Annotated in this window: 17 protein-coding genes; 2 read left to right on the top strand and 15 right to left on the bottom strand. The window is 54.3% G+C overall.

The window, feature by feature from the left end; all coding sequences use genetic code 11:
* Positions 1–53: 53 nt before the first annotated feature.
* The 12 genes from ACERJC_RS19550 to ACERJC_RS19495 form a co-directional block, all read right to left on the bottom strand.
* Positions 54–2,735: a glycoside hydrolase family 78 protein gene (locus ACERJC_RS19550; RefSeq protein WP_373672297.1), complete on the bottom strand. Its 2,682-nt coding sequence runs from the start codon at positions 2,733–2,735 to the stop codon at positions 54–56.
* A gap of 25 nt (positions 2,736–2,760) precedes the next feature.
* Positions 2,761–4,065, bottom strand: a complete 1,305-nt coding sequence (locus tag ACERJC_RS19545; protein WP_373672296.1) for an MFS transporter — start codon at positions 4,063–4,065, stop codon at positions 2,761–2,763.
* Positions 4,066–4,211: 146 nt separating this feature from the next.
* On the bottom strand, positions 4,212–5,072 hold the full coding sequence (locus ACERJC_RS19540) for a helix-turn-helix domain-containing protein (protein ID WP_178824139.1): 861 nt from the start codon (positions 5,070–5,072) through the stop codon (positions 4,212–4,214).
* 230 nt (positions 5,073–5,302) lie between these two features.
* On the bottom strand, positions 5,303–6,406 hold the full coding sequence (gene cysA / locus ACERJC_RS19535) for a sulfate/thiosulfate ABC transporter ATP-binding protein CysA (RefSeq protein WP_286632799.1): 1,104 nt from the start codon (positions 6,404–6,406) through the stop codon (positions 5,303–5,305).
* Entirely contained in the window at positions 6,396–7,271 is an 876-nt protein-coding gene (gene cysW, locus ACERJC_RS19530; RefSeq protein ID WP_152403072.1) for a sulfate/thiosulfate ABC transporter permease CysW, read from the bottom strand. Before cysW ends, cysA begins: the two co-directional genes overlap by 11 nt.
* Positions 7,271–8,104, bottom strand: coding sequence for a sulfate/thiosulfate ABC transporter permease CysT (cysT, locus tag ACERJC_RS19525; protein WP_152403069.1), 834 nt, complete (start codon positions 8,102–8,104; stop codon positions 7,271–7,273). Before cysT ends, cysW begins: the two co-directional genes overlap by 1 nt.
* A complete protein-coding gene (gene cysP, locus ACERJC_RS19520) occupies positions 8,104–9,120 on the bottom strand; it encodes a thiosulfate/sulfate ABC transporter substrate-binding protein CysP (protein WP_152403067.1) in 1,017 nt (338 codons plus the stop codon). Before cysP ends, cysT begins: the two co-directional genes overlap by 1 nt.
* 155 nt (positions 9,121–9,275) lie before the next feature.
* Positions 9,276–10,067, bottom strand: a complete 792-nt coding sequence (gene ucpA / locus ACERJC_RS19515; protein WP_178827397.1) for an SDR family oxidoreductase UcpA — start codon at positions 10,065–10,067, stop codon at positions 9,276–9,278.
* 296 nt (positions 10,068–10,363) lie between these two features.
* Entirely contained in the window at positions 10,364–11,263 is a 900-nt protein-coding gene (locus ACERJC_RS19510) for a Dyp-type peroxidase (RefSeq protein ID WP_373672338.1), read from the bottom strand.
* A gap of 95 nt (positions 11,264–11,358) precedes the next feature.
* Positions 11,359–11,934, bottom strand: a complete 576-nt coding sequence (locus ACERJC_RS19505) for an RpoE-regulated lipoprotein (protein WP_373672295.1) — start codon at positions 11,932–11,934, stop codon at positions 11,359–11,361.
* A gap of 60 nt (positions 11,935–11,994) precedes the next feature.
* On the bottom strand, positions 11,995–12,444 hold the full coding sequence (locus tag ACERJC_RS19500; protein ID WP_373672294.1) for a DUF2919 domain-containing protein: 450 nt from the start codon (positions 12,442–12,444) through the stop codon (positions 11,995–11,997).
* Entirely contained in the window at positions 12,431–12,856 is a 426-nt protein-coding gene (locus ACERJC_RS19495; RefSeq protein ID WP_042317665.1) for a GNAT family acetyltransferase, read from the bottom strand. Before ACERJC_RS19495 ends, ACERJC_RS19500 begins: the two co-directional genes overlap by 14 nt.
* A gap of 211 nt (positions 12,857–13,067) precedes the next feature.
* Between ACERJC_RS19495 and amiA the strand changes: the two genes are divergently transcribed.
* Positions 13,068–13,934 carry an N-acetylmuramoyl-L-alanine amidase AmiA gene (gene amiA, locus ACERJC_RS19490; protein WP_373672293.1) on the top strand — a complete coding sequence of 289 codons (867 nt, stop codon included), beginning with the start codon at positions 13,068–13,070 and terminating at the stop codon, positions 13,932–13,934.
* A gap of 2 nt (positions 13,935–13,936) precedes the next feature.
* Positions 13,937–14,836 carry an oxygen-dependent coproporphyrinogen oxidase gene (gene hemF, locus ACERJC_RS19485; protein WP_152403055.1) on the top strand — a complete coding sequence of 300 codons (900 nt, stop codon included), beginning with the start codon at positions 13,937–13,939 and terminating at the stop codon, positions 14,834–14,836.
* Between the two features lie 83 nt (positions 14,837–14,919).
* Here hemF and eutR read toward each other — a convergent pair whose 3' ends face one another.
* Genes eutR through eutL form a run of 3 tightly spaced genes read right to left on the bottom strand, consistent with a single transcriptional unit; the run spans position 14,920 to position 17,198 of the window.
* Positions 14,920–15,972 (bottom strand): HTH-type transcriptional regulator EutR, encoded by a 1,053-nt coding sequence (gene eutR / locus ACERJC_RS19480; protein WP_373672292.1) that lies wholly within the window; start codon positions 15,970–15,972, stop codon positions 14,920–14,922.
* A 47-nt stretch (positions 15,973–16,019) separates the two neighbouring features.
* Positions 16,020–16,526: an ethanolamine utilization microcompartment protein EutK gene (gene eutK / locus ACERJC_RS19475; protein WP_371894530.1), complete on the bottom strand. Its 507-nt coding sequence runs from the start codon at positions 16,524–16,526 to the stop codon at positions 16,020–16,022.
* A gap of 12 nt (positions 16,527–16,538) precedes the next feature.
* Positions 16,539–17,198 (bottom strand): ethanolamine utilization microcompartment protein EutL, encoded by a 660-nt coding sequence (gene eutL, locus ACERJC_RS19470; RefSeq protein ID WP_046484833.1) that lies wholly within the window; start codon positions 17,196–17,198, stop codon positions 16,539–16,541.
* Between the last annotated feature and the right edge of the window lie 6 nt (positions 17,199–17,204).

Below are 17,204 nucleotides of genomic sequence, written 5' to 3'. Positions count from 1 at the left end.
AAATGCCGGGTAAGCGGAGCGTCACCCGGCAACATCAGGATGCAATAAAGCTATCAGTCTGTGAAAGTCAGGTCTACTGAATCATCGGGTAAATAGTCGATACGGTACTCACCAGAACCTGCCGTTGCAGACCAGCCCGCGTCTGAGCGACGAAATGCCAGTCCGTCTGAATTTTCGATCTCTTTTACCGCCTGCAATTTCACCGTTGCAGTGGTATTCGCCGGAATGCGGAAAGTCATGGCAACCTTGCCCTTGATAGCCTGCCATTTTACGGCAATCTCACCGTAAATTGATTCATAAGTTGCCTGAACCCAGCTCAGTTGGCCACCGGGCAGCGGCGAAATTATCACATGCTTAAAGCCAGGCGCTGATTCATCAGCCTCAATCCCTGCGACAGTTCGATACAACCATTCGCCCACTGCGCCGTAGGCGTAATGATTAAATGAGTTCATGTCCGCACTCCACATGGAACCGTCTGGCTTGATGCCATCCCAATGTTCCCATACCGTCGTCGCCCCGGCTTTCACCTGATACAACCAGGACGGGAAGTCGTCTTTCAGCAACAGCGCCCAGGCTTCTTTTGCCCGACCATTCTGACTTAGCGCATGGCAGAAATACGGTGTACCCAGAAAACCTGTCACCAGATGCCCGTCGTGCTCATTGAGCAACGCGACTAACCTGTTCGCCACGCGCTGACGAAGGGCTACGGGCGTCAGATCGAAACAAAGCGCGACAATGTGCGCCGTTTGCGTCTGCGCCGTCAGATTGCCTTCTGGCGTGAAGAAACGCGCATGGAAGCGTTTCACAATTCTGGCCTGTAGTGCGCTGTAATATCGATGATCGTCTTCGTGGCCCAACACCTCTGCCGCCTTAGCAAACAATGACGTCGACAAAGCATACCAGGCTGTACACAGCAGGTCTTCCGGCGTGGCGCCGAAGTAGCTGCCTTCCTGCGCATCCAGCGCCACCCAGTCACCAAACTGTAGCTTATAGCGCCAGATATCATTGTCAGCATGAGCCTGCATAAAATCGACCCAACCTTTCATACTGGCATACTGATTTTGCAGGATGCGCTTGTCGCCGTACATCAGATACATCGTCCACGGATTGATCACGGCGGCATCCGCCCAGCCTGTCGCTGAGTGCGTTCCACCTTCTGCGAGGAATTTATCCTGACGGCAATGCCCGGTCAGAATATCCGGGATCACATGCGGCACCCCGCCTTCTGGCGTCTGGTCATACTTCAGATCCGTCAGCCATTTGGCAAAAAAGGTACGAGTTTGCATCAGATAGCTGGCCGTACGACAGAAGATTTGCGCGTCGCCCGTCCAGCCCAGACGTTCATCGCGCTGCGGACAATCGGTCGGTACATCGACGAAATTGCTTTTCAACCCCCAAAGAATATTGTGGTGAAGCTGATTCAGGTCCGGATTTGAGCAGGCAAACTGCCCGGTTGCCTGCATCGCAGAATGAATGACAATGGCGGTAAAATTGTTCGGGTTGAGCTCGCCCGGGTACGCCTCAACCTTCACATAACGGAATCCCTGCCAGCTAAAACGAGGATGCCAGACTTCTTCCCCCTCACCGCTCAATGTATATTCCACACGCTGCTTCGCGCTGCGTAAATTGTCGAGATAGACATTGCCGCAGGCGTCGAGCGTCTCAAAATGACGCAACACCACGTTGTCACCGGGCTTGCCCCTCACCCGGAATTCCACCCAACCGCTCATGTTCTGGCCGAAATCCAGCACATTGTCGCCCTGGGGCGTCACAATCAGTGCAGCAACAGGAAGACGTTCGATCTGTTTGATGGTGCCCGCCCCCTGGGCAACCAGAGCGTTTTTCTCCCAGGGAATCACCGAAACGTTGCGCCAGGCCGAGTCATTGAAGTCCGGCCGCTGCCAGCCCTGTAGATTCAGAGAGGCATCATAGCGTTCACCATCGTAGATTTCGGCAAACTGGCGTGCAGAATCGCTGCCGCACCATGACAGGTCGCTGACCACGCTCTGCTGAGAACCGTCTTCATACTCAATCATCAGTTGGCACAATAACGCCGTCTGCTCCCCGTAGTAGTTGCGGTGGCGACTGAACCCCATATCCCCTTTGAACCAGCCCGCCCCAAGCTCCGCACCAACTACGTTCTCCCCACTGTTCAACAACCCCGTAATATCGTACGTCTGGTACAAAAGGTGGTATCGATAGCTGGTCCAGCCCGGCGTGAGTTCATCCGTTCCCACTCGCTGCCCATTCAGAAAGAGCTGATAAATGCCTAATGCCGTGGCATGCACATAAGCGCTAGCCACCTTCTTTTCAGCCGTCACTGAAAAGACTTTTCGCAGCAGTGTGGCTTTTGAGTTCTCCTTGTCCTGCGGCGTTTCCGCTGAGATAAACGTCCCTTTCCAGGGGAAATCCAGTAACCCCGTGACGAACTGTGCCATCGGACTCCACTCGCTGCGATCGCCGTCGTTGGCGGTAATACGCACCCGCAGAAAATAGCGCGTAGAAGGCCGAAGCGTGAATTCGTTCAATTCGATATTATTCGACGTCTCGCTATTCACAACACCGCTATCAAAAGCCAGCGTTGAAAAATCAGCCCGGGTACTGCACTGCAAGTGCCATGAACGCTGCAAAACGTTGCGTTGCGTACTCTGCATCTTCCAGCCGATAAGCGGCAGCCTATCCACGCCGGTTAACGCCGTTTCTCCATTCAAAGTAAGTTGACTGACTGACAGCATGATTCAATTCTCCTTGCGGATAACATTAATGGGGGACAGAGGTACGCACGGGGACCGGCATAGTTTGTGAGGTGGCTTCCTGAATCGTCTCTGACTCACTCAAAAACTCATTGCGTGATTTGCCATGAAAACAAAACCAGCCAATTAACATGCCTGAAGCCACAACGGCGGAAAGGATGGTGTAGAGAACAATCGGGCCTGCATCGAGCAGCACCGGCGTGACAAAGGCCAGCACGCCGCAGGTCAGCCGCGCAAGGCCGACAATCGCGCCCTGCGCCGTGGCGCGCAGCATGGTCGGGAAAGATTCCTGCGACCAGACCTTCATAATCCCTTCAAACGCCATCCCGCTGCCCATCGCGGTGAACAGCAGACAGCAGAACCACGACACCGGCGAAAATTGCAGCAATACCGGCATAAAGAAGCCCCCGGCAAAAAAGCAGGCGCCGATAATAAACACCCGCATCCTTTTTTCGGTGTCCACCATCTTCATAAACAGCAGCCCAGATAGCATCCCCACGGGCATCAGCAGTAAATTCCACAGTGCGTTCTTTTCAACTGTGATACCCACCACATTCACCGCCACGTAAGCCCCAAATTGGCCGCCGGTATTAGCCGCAAGATTAGTGAACATATAGAACAGGCAGAGTGCCACAAAGGGCCACAGGTACTTTCCGCGAAGCAAATCCGCATAAGAATTCTTTTGCGCCCGCACCGTCGCTTTTCCACTTAGTCGCTCTTTACGCGCGATCAACCACATGGGCGACTCCGGCAAAGACCACCGCAAGATCAGCAGAAGCGCGGCGACAACGCCAACATGCAGATAAAGAATTTGCGCGCCAGGCTTCCCCCAACCACCGATCAGGGCAGAAAGCGCCATGGTCGAGCAAATACCGGCAAACCAGAGTAAATTCGACAGACCGATAATTTTGCCCCGATTCTTATCTGAAGCCGCCTCTGAGATAGTGGCCAGAGAGACGGGCAGATCGGCCCCGGTCGCCAGCCCGACAAAAATAGTGCCAATCAGTAATAACGTGAAGCTCGGACCAAAGGCTAATAATAAAGAACCCGCCAGAACCATTGCCATGGTGATAATAAAAACGTTACGTCGTCCGTAATAATCGCCAAGGCGACCACCAAAAAAAGCGCCCAGAGCTATACACAATGTCAATACACCAGAAAGCGTGCCAATTTCAGTTGATGTCGTTCCCAGCGACTTTTGATAAATAACCAGCGCAGTACCATTAGAGACAATGGCTGCAGAATCAATATAGGAGGCCATCCCCGATATCACACCAATATACCAGGGATTCTGCTTTTTTATCTCAGGCATTATAGTTACTCCATTTATGTTAATTAACGAATAAACAGACTCCTGAATGAAAAATGCTGAATATCACTCTCGTACCCCAGGCAAAAGTCAGCCAACTCAAAGTCTGAACACCTTTAAGTCATTACTGGCAAAAATCAGTTAAATCATTATGAATCAGACTGAACAGATAAACTCATCTGTCGCTCCCGCGAAGGCGTGCGTCGAAAATAGCGGCGATAAGCCTCGGTTAAACGCGTAGGATTAGAAAACCCGCACGATGTCGCAATCCGACTCACAGGAATATCAGTGGTTCGCAATAACTCTTGTGCTTTTAACAGACGGTACACCTGTTGAAATTTCTCGGGGGTTTGCCCGGTCATTTCATGAAAAAAACGGTACAGCGTACGTAAGGCAATACCGCTCTCTTCGCAGACGCTTTTCCAGTTGATCTCCTGCGCATACTTTTGCCTGACCTGATCCAGAAGATAAAATTTCCCTTTGCTTTCAATAGGTATTCCTTTGTATTCCATCACACACTGGCACAGAATGGTTAATATTTTCAAGAATGAAGATTCCGTACCAGAAAAGTAGAGCGCATCAAAAGCGTCATCCCGACGCTGGCTGATGCTTTCTGCCAGCATCACTACCGAATTCAACAACTCATCGACCAGGGGCTGATAATGATCATTAAAAGGATGAGTACTAATACTGAGTGCATCAATCATATCATCGATATTTTTAATATATTTAAAATTACGCCCCCGATGAATTAAAATATTAATAAGACAAAGCTCACTGGTTGACTCATAATAATGGACATCATTCGCTGTCACAAAAAAGAAATCACCGCGACGGATCATCTCAGCATGATCGTTAACAATATGAAAACCACTGCCGCCACGCACAATCACCAGTTCATCAAACTCATGTCCGTGCAAATCAGCCATTGACTGGTTGTTTAGCATAAAAACACAAAACGCATGAGCATCTGAGGGAAAAAAATCTTCACACTGTTTGATATCAACCATTACTCCCCCAAGATACGCAGCTTATATCTTTACGTTTAACAGACATGATATCCTTGCGGTATCGTTTTATTAGACAGTAATAGCGATGCCAAGTCATTACGCAAAAATGGCACTGATGCGTAACTCGCTGTGACATTATCGTCAGTTTTCTTAATAATTCGTGAGGGGGAAGAGGCTATAAAATAAAAAAGGCCCACCGGGTGAGCCTTTAAAAGAGAAGATCGAAATGATTAAGCTGATTGTTCAAACAGTTCACGTTCAAACTGCACAATACCTTCAATACGCTGCTCACCGTTATACAACCGCGCGTTTTGCAGGCCGACAAACAGACGTTCGCCGCGCACCGGGGCATCATCCCCCTGCATGACCACCGTCAGCGGTTCGTGATACCACCCGAGCGGCTGCACGATTAACTGGGTGTAGTGCCCTTTCGGGCTGGCTTCGATGACCTGTACCGGCAACGGCGAATCCAGACTGGTACGGCGGCTAATGTCGACTTCCCACGGACGCAGGAACAGATCCACCGGCCCCTGATACGCAGGCGTATAGCCCAACGGCCAGCGGTGCGCGCCAACATGGAACTGTCCGCCGCGAATCGTGCCCTGCAGACGATTAACTTCGCCCATAAATTCCAGCACAAAGCGGGTCGCCGGTTCACGCCAGACCTGATCCGGCGCATCGGCCTGTTCAATATTGCCCTGGCTCATCACCACCACGCGGTCTGCCACTTCGGTGGCCTCCTCCTGGTCGTGTGTCACAAAGACGCTGGTGAATTTCAGCTCTTCATGCAGTTGACGCAACCAGCGACGCAGCTCTTTACGCACCTGCGCATCAAGGGCGCCGAACGGTTCATCCAGCAGCAGAATTTGTGGTTCAACGGCCAAGGCACGGGCCAGAGCGACACGCTGTTTTTGCCCCCCTGAAAGCTGTGCCGGAAAGCGATCCGCCAGGTGTGCCAGTTGCACCATCTCCAGCAGTTTCGTCACTTTCGCTTTGATCGCCGCCGCATTGGGGCGTTCACGACGCGGCAGGACGTTCAGGCCAAAGGCGATATTGTCGAATACGGTCATATGGCGGAACAGCGCATAGTGCTGGAACACAAAACCGACTTTACGTTCGCGGGCATGCAGACGGCTGACGTCGGTGCCGTGAAAGCGAATATGGCCGCTGGACTGATGCTCCAGCCCGGCAATAATACGCAGCAGCGTGGTTTTACCGGAACCGGACGGCCCCAGCAAGGCAACCATCTGACCTGAAGGAATATCCAGTGAGATATCGTTCAGCACCTGGGTGCGACCAAAAGACTTCTTAATATTGGCAATCTCAATGCTCATGATTTTCCTCCTGTTGCGCGCGTTTTTCCTGATTTTCCAGGCGCCATTGCAACATGCTCTTCAAAAACAGGGTAACAATCGCCATCAGCGTTAGCAGCGCGGCGGCGGTAAAAGAGCCGACGGTGTTGTAGTCCTGCTCCAGTAATTCAATCTGTAACGGCAGCGACAGGGTTTCGCCGCGAATCGAGCCGGACACTACCGACACCGCGCCAAACTCGCCAATCGCACGGGCGTTGGTCAGCACCACGCCATACAGCAGCGCCCAGCGGATGTTCGGTAACGTCACGCGACGGAACATCTGCCAGCCGGATGCGCCCAGTAAAATCGCCGCTTCATCCTCCTGGCTGCCCTGGCTGAGCATCACCGGCACCAGCTCACGTACCACAAACGGACAGGTGACGAAGATAGTGACCAGCACCATCCCCGGCCAGGAGAACATTATTTGCAGGTTATGCTCGTCCAGCCAGCCGCCCAGCGGACCATTGGAGCCGTAGAACAGCAGATATACCAGCCCCGCTACCACCGGCGAGACGGCGAAGGGAATATCCAGCAGCGTCAGCAATAACTGGCGTCCTGGAAAGTTAAAACGGGTCACCAGCCAGGCCAGCAGAATGCCAAACACCAGGTTCACCGGCACCGCAATCAGGGCGATCATCACCGTCAGCCAGATAGCATGTAGCATATCCGGATCGGCCAGATTCTGTAGCACGGGCAGCAACCCTTTGCTGAACGCCTGGACGAAGATGTAGATCATCGGCACCAGCAGGATGAATGCCGACACCAGCATGCCGGTGCCAATCAGAAACCATTTTCCCCAGTTAATGCGGGGAGCGTCATAACGCTTCAATTGAGTAACTTCCGCCATTAGTGACCTACCACACGTCGGCCAAAGCGACTTTGCAGGGTGTTAATCGAAAACAGCAGCAGCAACGATGCTGCGAGGATCACCGAAGCAATGGCGCTGGCGGCAGGATAATCAAACTCCTGCAAACGGACAAAAATCATCAGCGAGGTGACTTCCGTTTTCCAGGCGATGTTGCCGGCGATAAAAATCACCGCGCCGAACTCGCCGAGGCTGCGGGTAAACGACAGCGCGATACCCGCCACCAGCGCCGGCGACAGTTCCGGCAGTATCACTTTGCGAAAGCTTTGCAGCCGCGTGGCCCCCAGCGTTTCCGCCGCTTCTTCGTATTCCGGGCCCAACTCTTCCAGCACCGGTTGCACGGTACGCACCACGAACGGAATACTGGTGAACGCCATCGCCACCGCGATACCGAGCCAGGTGTACGTGACCTTGATATCAAACTTCGCCAGCCATTCGCCGTAGAAACCGTTAACGGAAAACAACGAGGCCAGCGTCAGACCTGCGACTGCCGTTGGCAGGGCAAACGGTAGATCCATCAGCGCATCCAGCAGCGTCCGCCCCGGGAAACGATAACGGGTTAAGATCCACGCCATCAGCAGGCCAAACACGCCGTTAAAAATCGACGCCACAAACGCCGACAGCAGCGTCACCTTATAGGCGGCGACCACCTGCGGATTGGTGATCACCTCCCAGTATTGCGCCCAGCTCATCTGCGCCAGTTGCATCACCAGCGCACTGAGCGGCAGCAGCAAAATCAGGCACACAAACAGCAGACTGGTGCCCAGGCTTAAGGTAAAGCCGGGCAGCACGCGTCGGGAGGAGACTGCAAACATTACTTACGCCCCGCCGCCAACAGTTTGTCCAGTTCACCACCGCTGGTGAAATGGGTTTTCATCACCTCAGGCCAGGAGCCAAATTTATCTTCCACGCGGAACAGTTCGGTCTGCGGGAATTTGTCTTTCAGCTTGTCCATCACTTCCGGGTTGTTCACGCGATAGTAGTAGTCCGTGATGATGGTTTGCGCCTGCGGGCTGTACAGCCAGTTCAGGTAGGCTTTCGCCGCTTTCTCGGTGCCGTTAGCCTGGACGTTTTTATCCACCCAGGCGACCGGGAACTCGGCCAGAATATTGGTTTTCGGGATAACGACTTCAAAACCCTGCGCTTCATACTGTTTGCGAATGTTGTTCACTTCAGACTCGAAGCTTATCAGTACATCGCCCAGTCCGCGTTCGGCAAACGTGGTGGTGGCGCCGCGACCGCCGGTATCAAACACTTCGACGTTTTTCAGGAACTGCGTCATGAACTGTTCGGTTTTGGCTTTATCGCCGCCGTCCGCTTTATCAGCGGCACCCCATGCGGCCAGATATGTGTAACGCGCGTTACCAGACGTTTTCGGATTCGGGAAGATCAGTTTCACGTCAGTGCGGACAAGGTCGTTCCAGTCATGGATGTTCTTCGGGTTGCCTTTACGTACCAGGAATCCCATCGTGGAGTAGAACGGTGAACTGTTGTTCGGCAGACGACTTTGCCAGTCGGCCGGGATCAGCTTGCCTTTGTCATGCAGGATCTGCACGTCAGTCACCTGGTTGTAGGTCACGACGTCGGCTTTCAGCCCCTGCAAAATCGCCAGCGCCTGCTTTGAGGAGCCCGCGTGCGACTGCTTAATGGTCAGCTTATCGCCACCGTTATCTTTCGCCCACTGCTGTTCAAACGGCGGGTTGAGGGCGGCAAACAGTTCTCGGGAGACGTCGTAGGAGCTGTTCAATAGCTCCGTCGCCTGCGCCTGACCGACCAGTAACAGCGACGCCATCAGCGTCAGATATCTTTTTTTCAGTAAGTTAACGGCCATTGCGCACCCTTATAAATTTGATGACTTTCTAATAGCCATAATATTTATAACGAGTGTGAAAGGAGTAACGGTTTTATATACCGTTTGCTGATTTGAAAGTTGAAAAGGGAATAAGAGAAAACCCCTCCTGAGTGTCAGAAGGGGCTATGCGGTTGTCAGACCCCGACGCTGACGGTCTCCGGCAGCGTACTGCCGCCATCAATCACGTTTTGCGTGCCCGTGAGATAGCTGGATTCATCGGACGCGAGAAAGGCCGCCAGTTCCCCCACTTCCAGCGGACAGGCCAGTCGGCGTAGCGGAATAGCCTTCGCCATTTCGCTCAGTACCGATTCCGGATCGGCGGGATTTGACTGCTGCGCAATGCTTTCCGCCATCGGAGTACGCACGTAGCCCGGGCAAATCGCATTCACGCGAATCCCCGCCTGGGCATACTCAACCGCCAACGATTTGGTCAGTCCCACGATTGCCGCTTTCGATAACGCATAGGCGGTTTCCCCCGGATCGGCCACCATATCACCGGTAACCGATGACATCATCACGATGCGCCCGTCCTTACGCTTGATCATCTCCGGCAGAACGGCTTTGGTCACGTTCCAGACGCCTTTGATGTTCACATCAATGTGGAAGTCGCGGTCTTCGTCACTCATGTCGAGGAAGCTTCCCAGACGGCAAACGCCCGCATTGTTGACCAGAATGTCGATGCGGCCTTCCACCGCTTTCGCTTTCTTCAGCGCCGCTGCTACAGACGCGGGATTGGTCACATCCGCAATCACTGCGGTACAGCGATGCCCGCGGCCACCCAGTTCATCGGCCAGCTTTTCAATCTCATCGGAGATATCCAGCAAGATTAAGTTCGCGCCATGACGTGCAAATACTTTGGCGATACCTTCGCCAATGCCCTGTGATGCGCCCGTAATCAATGCTGTTTTGCCCGTGAGTTTACCCATTTCAATGCTCTCCTTGTGAAAATGGAGTCTCACACTCCATTAACACTGAAAATACAGTAAAAACAGATAAGTGCTGAGTAACAGCTCACTAATTAAGGTAAATCTTAGGTAAAAATAATCCCCGCCAAGGCGGGGATTGGTATTTTTCACTGTTGTGCCGGATAAGGCGAAGCCATCAACCGGTACAACAACGCATTCACGCCTGATGGCGCTACGCTTATCAGGCCTACGTGGAGTTCCAGGAACAGACGTTGTATTTGTCGGCCGGATAAGGCAAAGCCATCATCCGGCAAACATTACAGCGCCAGCAAACGATCCAGCGACGGCGCAAAGTAATATCCGCCAGTCACCGGCCTGGTGAAGCGCAGCATGGCGTCACGCTTGCCGTCGGTGTCGCCAAACATGCTCAGCAATTGTTGTTCGATATTGTGCAAACGCGCACAGTAAGCACAGAAATAGAGACCGTGAGTGCCGCTGGCCGTCCCGTATGGCAAGCTCTGGCGAACAATTTTCAACCCTTTACCGTCTTCTTTCAAATCCACACGGCTCAGGTGCGATGTGGCCGGACGGGAGTCGCCATCGATCTCTTCGTTGGCTTCTTTGGTACGCCCGATCATCATCTCCTGATCGTGAATGCTCATACGATTGAGCTGCTTCAGATTGTGTTCCCAGCGCTGAACAAAGACGTAGCTGCCGCCAGCATCCACACCGTCTTTGATTACCGCCACGTCGCGGCGCGTTTCTTCACCTGCCGGGTTTTCTGTGCCGTCGACAAAGCCGCTGAGGTCACGCTCTTCCACCCAGCGGAAACCATGGATCTCTTCTTGTACCTCAATGCAGTCGCCAAAGGCTTCCATGGCCGCCTGGGCGACAGAGAAGTTGACATCGTGACGCAGAGAAAGAATGTGGATCAACACGTCGTACTGCGTGGCCGGAGCCAGACCTTTACCATAAGGGATGAAGTCTTTCAGCTCTTCAGCCCCGACCCCGCCGCTCAGGGCGCGCCAGGTTTTGTTGCCGAACGCCACAACCGCGCCCAGATGAGCGTCAGGGAATTTCGCTTCGAAGGTCGCCAGTTTATCGGCGAACGCTTTGCTGGCCCCACGCAGGGCGTCAACGTCGCCTTTCACATTCGCTTCAATCCAAATCGCCGCACGGCAATGTTCTGGCAAAATGCCACTCTGAACCTGAGACATCATTCCTCCTGAAAAATGAGAATGCCACGCAATCGTGGCATTGATGGGCGTTATTTTACCCTCTTTTTATGCTCGAGGGTTTGTTCAGACGCAAATTAACGACGCCAGATAATTTTGCTCACCTTCCACGCTTTCAGCGTATCGTCCGGCGGCATTAATCCTTCCGGTCCCTTCCATTCACCGGTAAAGAGATAGCTAATATGTTGGCTGCCTTCGGCTTTGCATTCCACAGTACCGGGATCGTCACCAGCGGCAGGCTGACAATGGCCAAACGCTTTGCTGTAGAGATCGCTAAACGGTGCGCCAACCTCAACACCGGCCTCGGAAGGAATTTCGCTATCCAGGACATCAATGCGGCTGATGTGACCCTGCTCACCGTGGATGACCATCGCCACCTTGTCACCGTTTATGGCTTCGAAAAAGCGCACCACATTGCCGTTCTCGGTTTTCATGCCGCTACGCAGGCGATAGTCGCTGTCCAGCGCATCGGCAATAGCCTGCTCATCCAGCGGCGTCGACGCCGTGAGTGCACCAACGCCCTGCTCGGTCACTTCTGTCGATGAACCAAACCAGTTCCACGGATTAGCGGCAGACCAGTTTACCGACGACAGCGTCGAACAGCCGGTCAGCGCCAGCGGCATGGCACATAACATGATACGCAGCGATTTCATCTCACTTCCTTTCATTAATATTCAACGTTACCTGGAGTCCGGCTTCAGCAAAAAGTTCCGTTATTCTTTTTCCAGAGCAAAACAGGCGCGCAGCCGTCGGTTGGTCAATAGCCACAAAAGCGCCACGATATCCGCCACCACCAGCGCCAGACCTACGCCATTGACAGGGGAGCCATTTAACCACAACACGGGCTGCCAACAGAGCAGCGCCACCTGAGCCGCGATCAGCAACGGTCGCAACGCATGCCACAGACGCACAAAGGAGTAACGTCGCCCGCTCAGCAAAAACGCCAGCACCGCCGGAATGCCGGGCAGCAGTCCCAGCCAAAAGTTGTCGTGATCGGGATAAAACAGATTTAGCAGCGCGGTGCCCTGCTCGCGAGAGGAACCCGCGATCACAAACAGCACCCAGGTTCGCGCCTGGAGCAGCAGCACAAACCAGAATAAAAAGGGCAGACGCAAATGACCGTGACTGTCGTAATCAGCGGGATGAAACTCAGTATTCTTCATCTTCGATCAAGCGTTTTCCCAGACACAGCACGTCGGAATGCTCATAGCCGAGTCGCTCATACATCCCCAGCACGACATCGTTATCTTCACGCACCATGATCTGAATCTTCGGGCAACCGCGCGCAATGAGTTTCTTCTCGAGTCGGTTAAGCAGCGCATTGGCGATGCCGCGACCGCGAAATTCCGGATGCACGCCGAGATAATAGGCCGACCCGCGATGACCGTCGTAACCGCCCATCACCGTCCCCACGACTTCCCCGTTCACTTCCGCGACGAGAAACAGGCTGACGTCATGATTCACCTTCCGCTCGATATCCATTTCCGGGTCATTCCACGGCCGCAGCAAATCGCAGCGCTCCCAGAGGGTGATCACCTCTTCGAAATCTTCCTGGCGAAAAACGCGTATCTCCATGGTATTGAGACCCTTTTAGCCTTAAAAATAGTGATTATGGCGTGAACAACTGATTTAGCCAATATCTGACGCGAAACGGCGGAAAAAATGGCATAATAGCGAATTGTCACGTATTGAAATGAAAAGTAAAACAATTCTCAACATCAAGCGTCGTAACGGATTACGCGATACGATATAACATCAGGATTATTTTTTTTACAACTCAGGCCGTATGAGCACTTTTAAACCGCTAAAAACTCTCACCTCGCGCCGCCAGGTGCTGAAAGCCGGACTGGCGGCGCTGACATTAACAGGGATGTCGAACGCCACAGCCAAAGAAGCCCCACTGAAAACCAGCAATGGTCACAGTCAGCCCACGAAAAAATCGGGCGGCAAGCGCATTGTCGTGCTGGACCCCGGACACGGCGGTATCGACACCGGCGCTATTGGCCGCAACGGCTCCAAAGAAAAGCACGTCGTGCTGGCGATTGCGAAAAATGTGCGTTCTATTTTACGCAGTCAGGGGATCTATTGCCGCCTGACGCGTTCGGGCGACACCTTTATCCCCCTGTACGATCGCGTTGAAATCGCCCATAAGCACGGCGCGGATCTGTTTATGTCGATCCACGCCGACGGCTTTACCAATCCCAGCGCGGCGGGCGCGTCGGTGTTTGCCCTCTCCAATCGCGGGGCCAGTAGCGCCATGGCGAAATACCTTTCCGATCGCGAAAACCGCGCCGACGAAGCGGCAGGCAAGAAAGCGACCGACAAAGATCACCTGTTGCAACAGGTGTTATTTGACCTGGTGCAGACGGATACCATCAAAAACAGCCTGACGCTGGGGTCGCATATTCTCAGGAAGATCAAACCCGTACATAAATTGCACAGTCGCAATACGGAACAGGCGGCGTTTGTGGTGCTAAAATCACCGTCAATCCCCTCGGTATTGGTGGAAACGTCGTTCATCACCAACCCGGAAGAAGAGCGACTGCTGGGCACCACGGCGTTTCGCCAGAAGATTGCCACCGCCATCGCCAACGGCGTGATCAGCTATTTCCACTGGTTTGATAATCAGAAAGCACACTCGAAGAAACGTTAATCATGAAACCCGATGCTCTACGCGTAAAACAGTTCCTGCTGAACCTGCAGGATGCCATTTGCCAGCAGCTCACCGCCATTGACGGCGCAGAGTTTATTGAGGATAGCTGGCAGCGTGACGCGGGCGGCGGCGGACGCAGTCGGGTGCTACGTAACGGCGGTATCTTCGAACAGGCGGGGGTCAATTTTTCGCACGTACACGGTGACGCTATGCCAGCGTCAGCCACCGCGCATCGCCCGGAACTGGCGGGACGCCGTTTTGAAGCGATGGGCGTCTCGCTGGTCGTGCATCCCCTCAACCCTTATATTCCTACCAGCCATGCCAACGTCCGTTTTTTTATTGCCGAAAAGCCGGGTGCCGATCCGGTCTGGTGGTTTGGTGGCGGCTTCGACTTAACGCCCTACTACGGCTTTGAAGAAGATGCCGTTCACTGGCATCGCACCGCGCGCGATGTGTGCCAGCCGTTTGGCGACGATGTCTATCCGCGTTACAAAAAGTGGTGCGACGACTATTTCTTCCTCAAACATCGCAACGAGCAGCGCGGCATCGGCGGGCTCTTTTTCGACGATCTGAACACGCCAGATTTTGACCGCTGTTTTGCCTTCATGCAGGCCGTTGGTCAAGGTTATACCGAGGCGTATCTGCCGATCGTTGAGCGCCGCCAGGCGATGAGCTGGGGTGAACGTGAGCGTAACTTCCAGCTCTATCGTCGTGGTCGTTACGTGGAGTTTAATCTGGTATGGGATCGCGGCACCCTGTTCGGGCTACAAACCGGCGGGCGCACCGAATCCATTCTGATGTCAATGCCGCCGCTGGTGCGCTGGGAATATGACTGGCAGCCGGACGCCGACAGCCCGGAGGCTGCCCTGCACGATTTTATTCAGGTACGCGAGTGGGTGTGATTGCCGGATGGCGGCTTCGCCTTATCCGGCCTACGGAGCCTGGCTTTGTAGGCCGGATAAGCGAAGCACCATCAGGCACGCCACTACATCCACTGGCGCATTCGCTGGTGCAACGTCAGCGACGGCTTCTCGGCGAACAGTTGCTGGTAGTCGGTGGCGAACTGCCCTAAATGCCAGAACCCCCACTGCATTGCCGCATCCTTGACCGTGGTACTCTGCGACCACGGGCTGATTAATTCTCGCCGCACCGCATTCAGGCGGATCCGCTTCAGCCACGCATTCGGCCCAATGCCTAAAATGGCGTGAAATGCATTCTGCAACGTACGACGGCTGACGTGGAGCTGGTTGCAGAGGTCGAGTACCGTCAACGGCTCCGACATATTTTCCAGCACATACTCCCGTGCCCGGGAGAGCAGTTTGCGGTAGCCCTGATGGCTGATACTTTCCGCCGAGTTGATGGGATGCGCGTCCTCCAGCATCATCCCCATCGCCAACAGCAGATTATCCCCCAGCACCTTACGCACTGCGGGTTGATGAAGATTCTCCGGGTTCTCGCTAAAGGTCGCCAGCGCCTGCTGGACGAAGCCCCACAGCGCCGCCTTGTGCTGCTCTTTGACCTCCAGCGCCGACTGGTTGCGCAGCATATGCAGCACCCTCTCCGGATTATGTAAAAACTGTGCCTGTCGGGAAATCACATCTTCCGAGATAACTACCCCGAGGATCGTGTAATCATCCGGCGTGCTCAGCTCGAACTCCGTACCGCCCGGGCGGGTAGCAATCTCGGCGCTGCCAAGACACTGCGCGCCAATAAATCCCTGCTCCCCTCGCCTGGCCGGAATGCCAAACCAGAACGAGTTCGGCCATACCAGGCAAGACTGACGAAGCGCCAGCCCGGTATATTCGCGAAAAACCTGAATGTCATCGAGCAGGATTTCCGTGAATTCGCCATGAAATTTCCCCGGATGCAGCTGATCGTAAATCTGCTGCCAGGCGGTGATCGTCAGGGCGTGCTCATAAACATCCGTGGTCCGCCGCTGGTGAACGTTATCCACTTCAACCTTTGGCGTGAGTTTAACGTCTTCGGGTAACGCTTCATGATAAAGATGGTGCAAACTGGCTGAACGGGTCTTTTTCATGATCTTTTATGCCGGACGCCTGGTAAGACGCCCGGCCCTCCGACAGGTTAATTTTTTAAGCGATAGCGACTACTGCGTTTACGCAACGCCCCGTCAGTAAAGAGCTGTTCCAGCGCGTTTCTGGCCTCTTCAAGCGGCCAGCCAAAGTGCGCAGCGACTTCTCCTGCCGTCATGCCCTGACGCACTGTGGCGAGCTGTGCCAACAGCGCGTCGGCGTACTCAGACCGTGCAGGCGCTTCAGGCTTCGGCGCGTTCTTCTGCTCAGGGGGTTTCGACGCACGCTTAAATCCGCCGATCAGCCACTGGGTGTCGTCTTCTGGCCGACCAATTTCTTTGCGGCTGATGACGCGACCTGTCCGCTGCGCCGCAGCGCTTCCGGCATCCAGCGCCGCGCGGCACGCCGCCAGATCGCCTTCCACCACCAGCGTCACCTTGCCCGGGTCAAGCACTTCATGGCTCAGCAGGTTGACGTTGGCGGCTTTCAGCATGGCATCCGCCGCGTCAACGGCGGCAACCATGCCCTCCACTTCCAGTAACCCCAGTGCATTGATCATCGATGACCTCCGTTACGCGCGCTGAACAGGGTTACGGGCGATATCCAGAACCGCATCGGCAAAGGCATTGCAGGCGGCTTTACAGGCAGCCTGGCTGCCGGTCAAAAATGCCGCCGAGTAGTTGGTTTCCGACGGTGGCGGCACGTAGGTCACCAGTTGTACATCGGCAGATTTCATCGCCGCATCAATGCCATACGTCGCTTCCAGCGGCGGTGCCACCAGATAAGCCAGCGGATCGCCCAGCGCAATGCCTGCCGTTGACGAGAGATAAGAACCGGTGCGCGAGACCACGTGCGCCAGAAACGCCGTGTTTTCTGCATCATTCGCCCACTGGAACGCCGCGCCGCCTTCAATATGGGCGACCATCGCATCCAGACCGGCGCGCACTTCCGCCGGGTTCGGTCCCCCCAACATGATCAATACTTCACCGGCCGTCGGTGACGGCCCGTGAGCCGCCCCGGCGTACAGCGAACGACCATATACCACTTCGACCATCGCCTGTTTTGTCGCTTCGTCTGCGGCAATATACGTGACGTCATCAGAATCTGCCGTGATGAGACCGAGGCTACGTATATGCGGCGGTAATTTAAGTTCGCGCGCAAACCCGTCGTTCACGGAAGCAATCACGCGCATCGCGCTGACCGAGGGTCGAATCAAATCTAATGCTGGCATGATGCC

Origin of the sequence: Citrobacter telavivensis (genome assembly GCF_041807075.1) — a bacterium.
GTDB lineage: Bacteria > Pseudomonadota > Gammaproteobacteria > Enterobacterales > Enterobacteriaceae > Citrobacter_A > Citrobacter_A telavivensis.
This window is presented reverse-complemented; position numbering and strand designations above follow the sequence as displayed.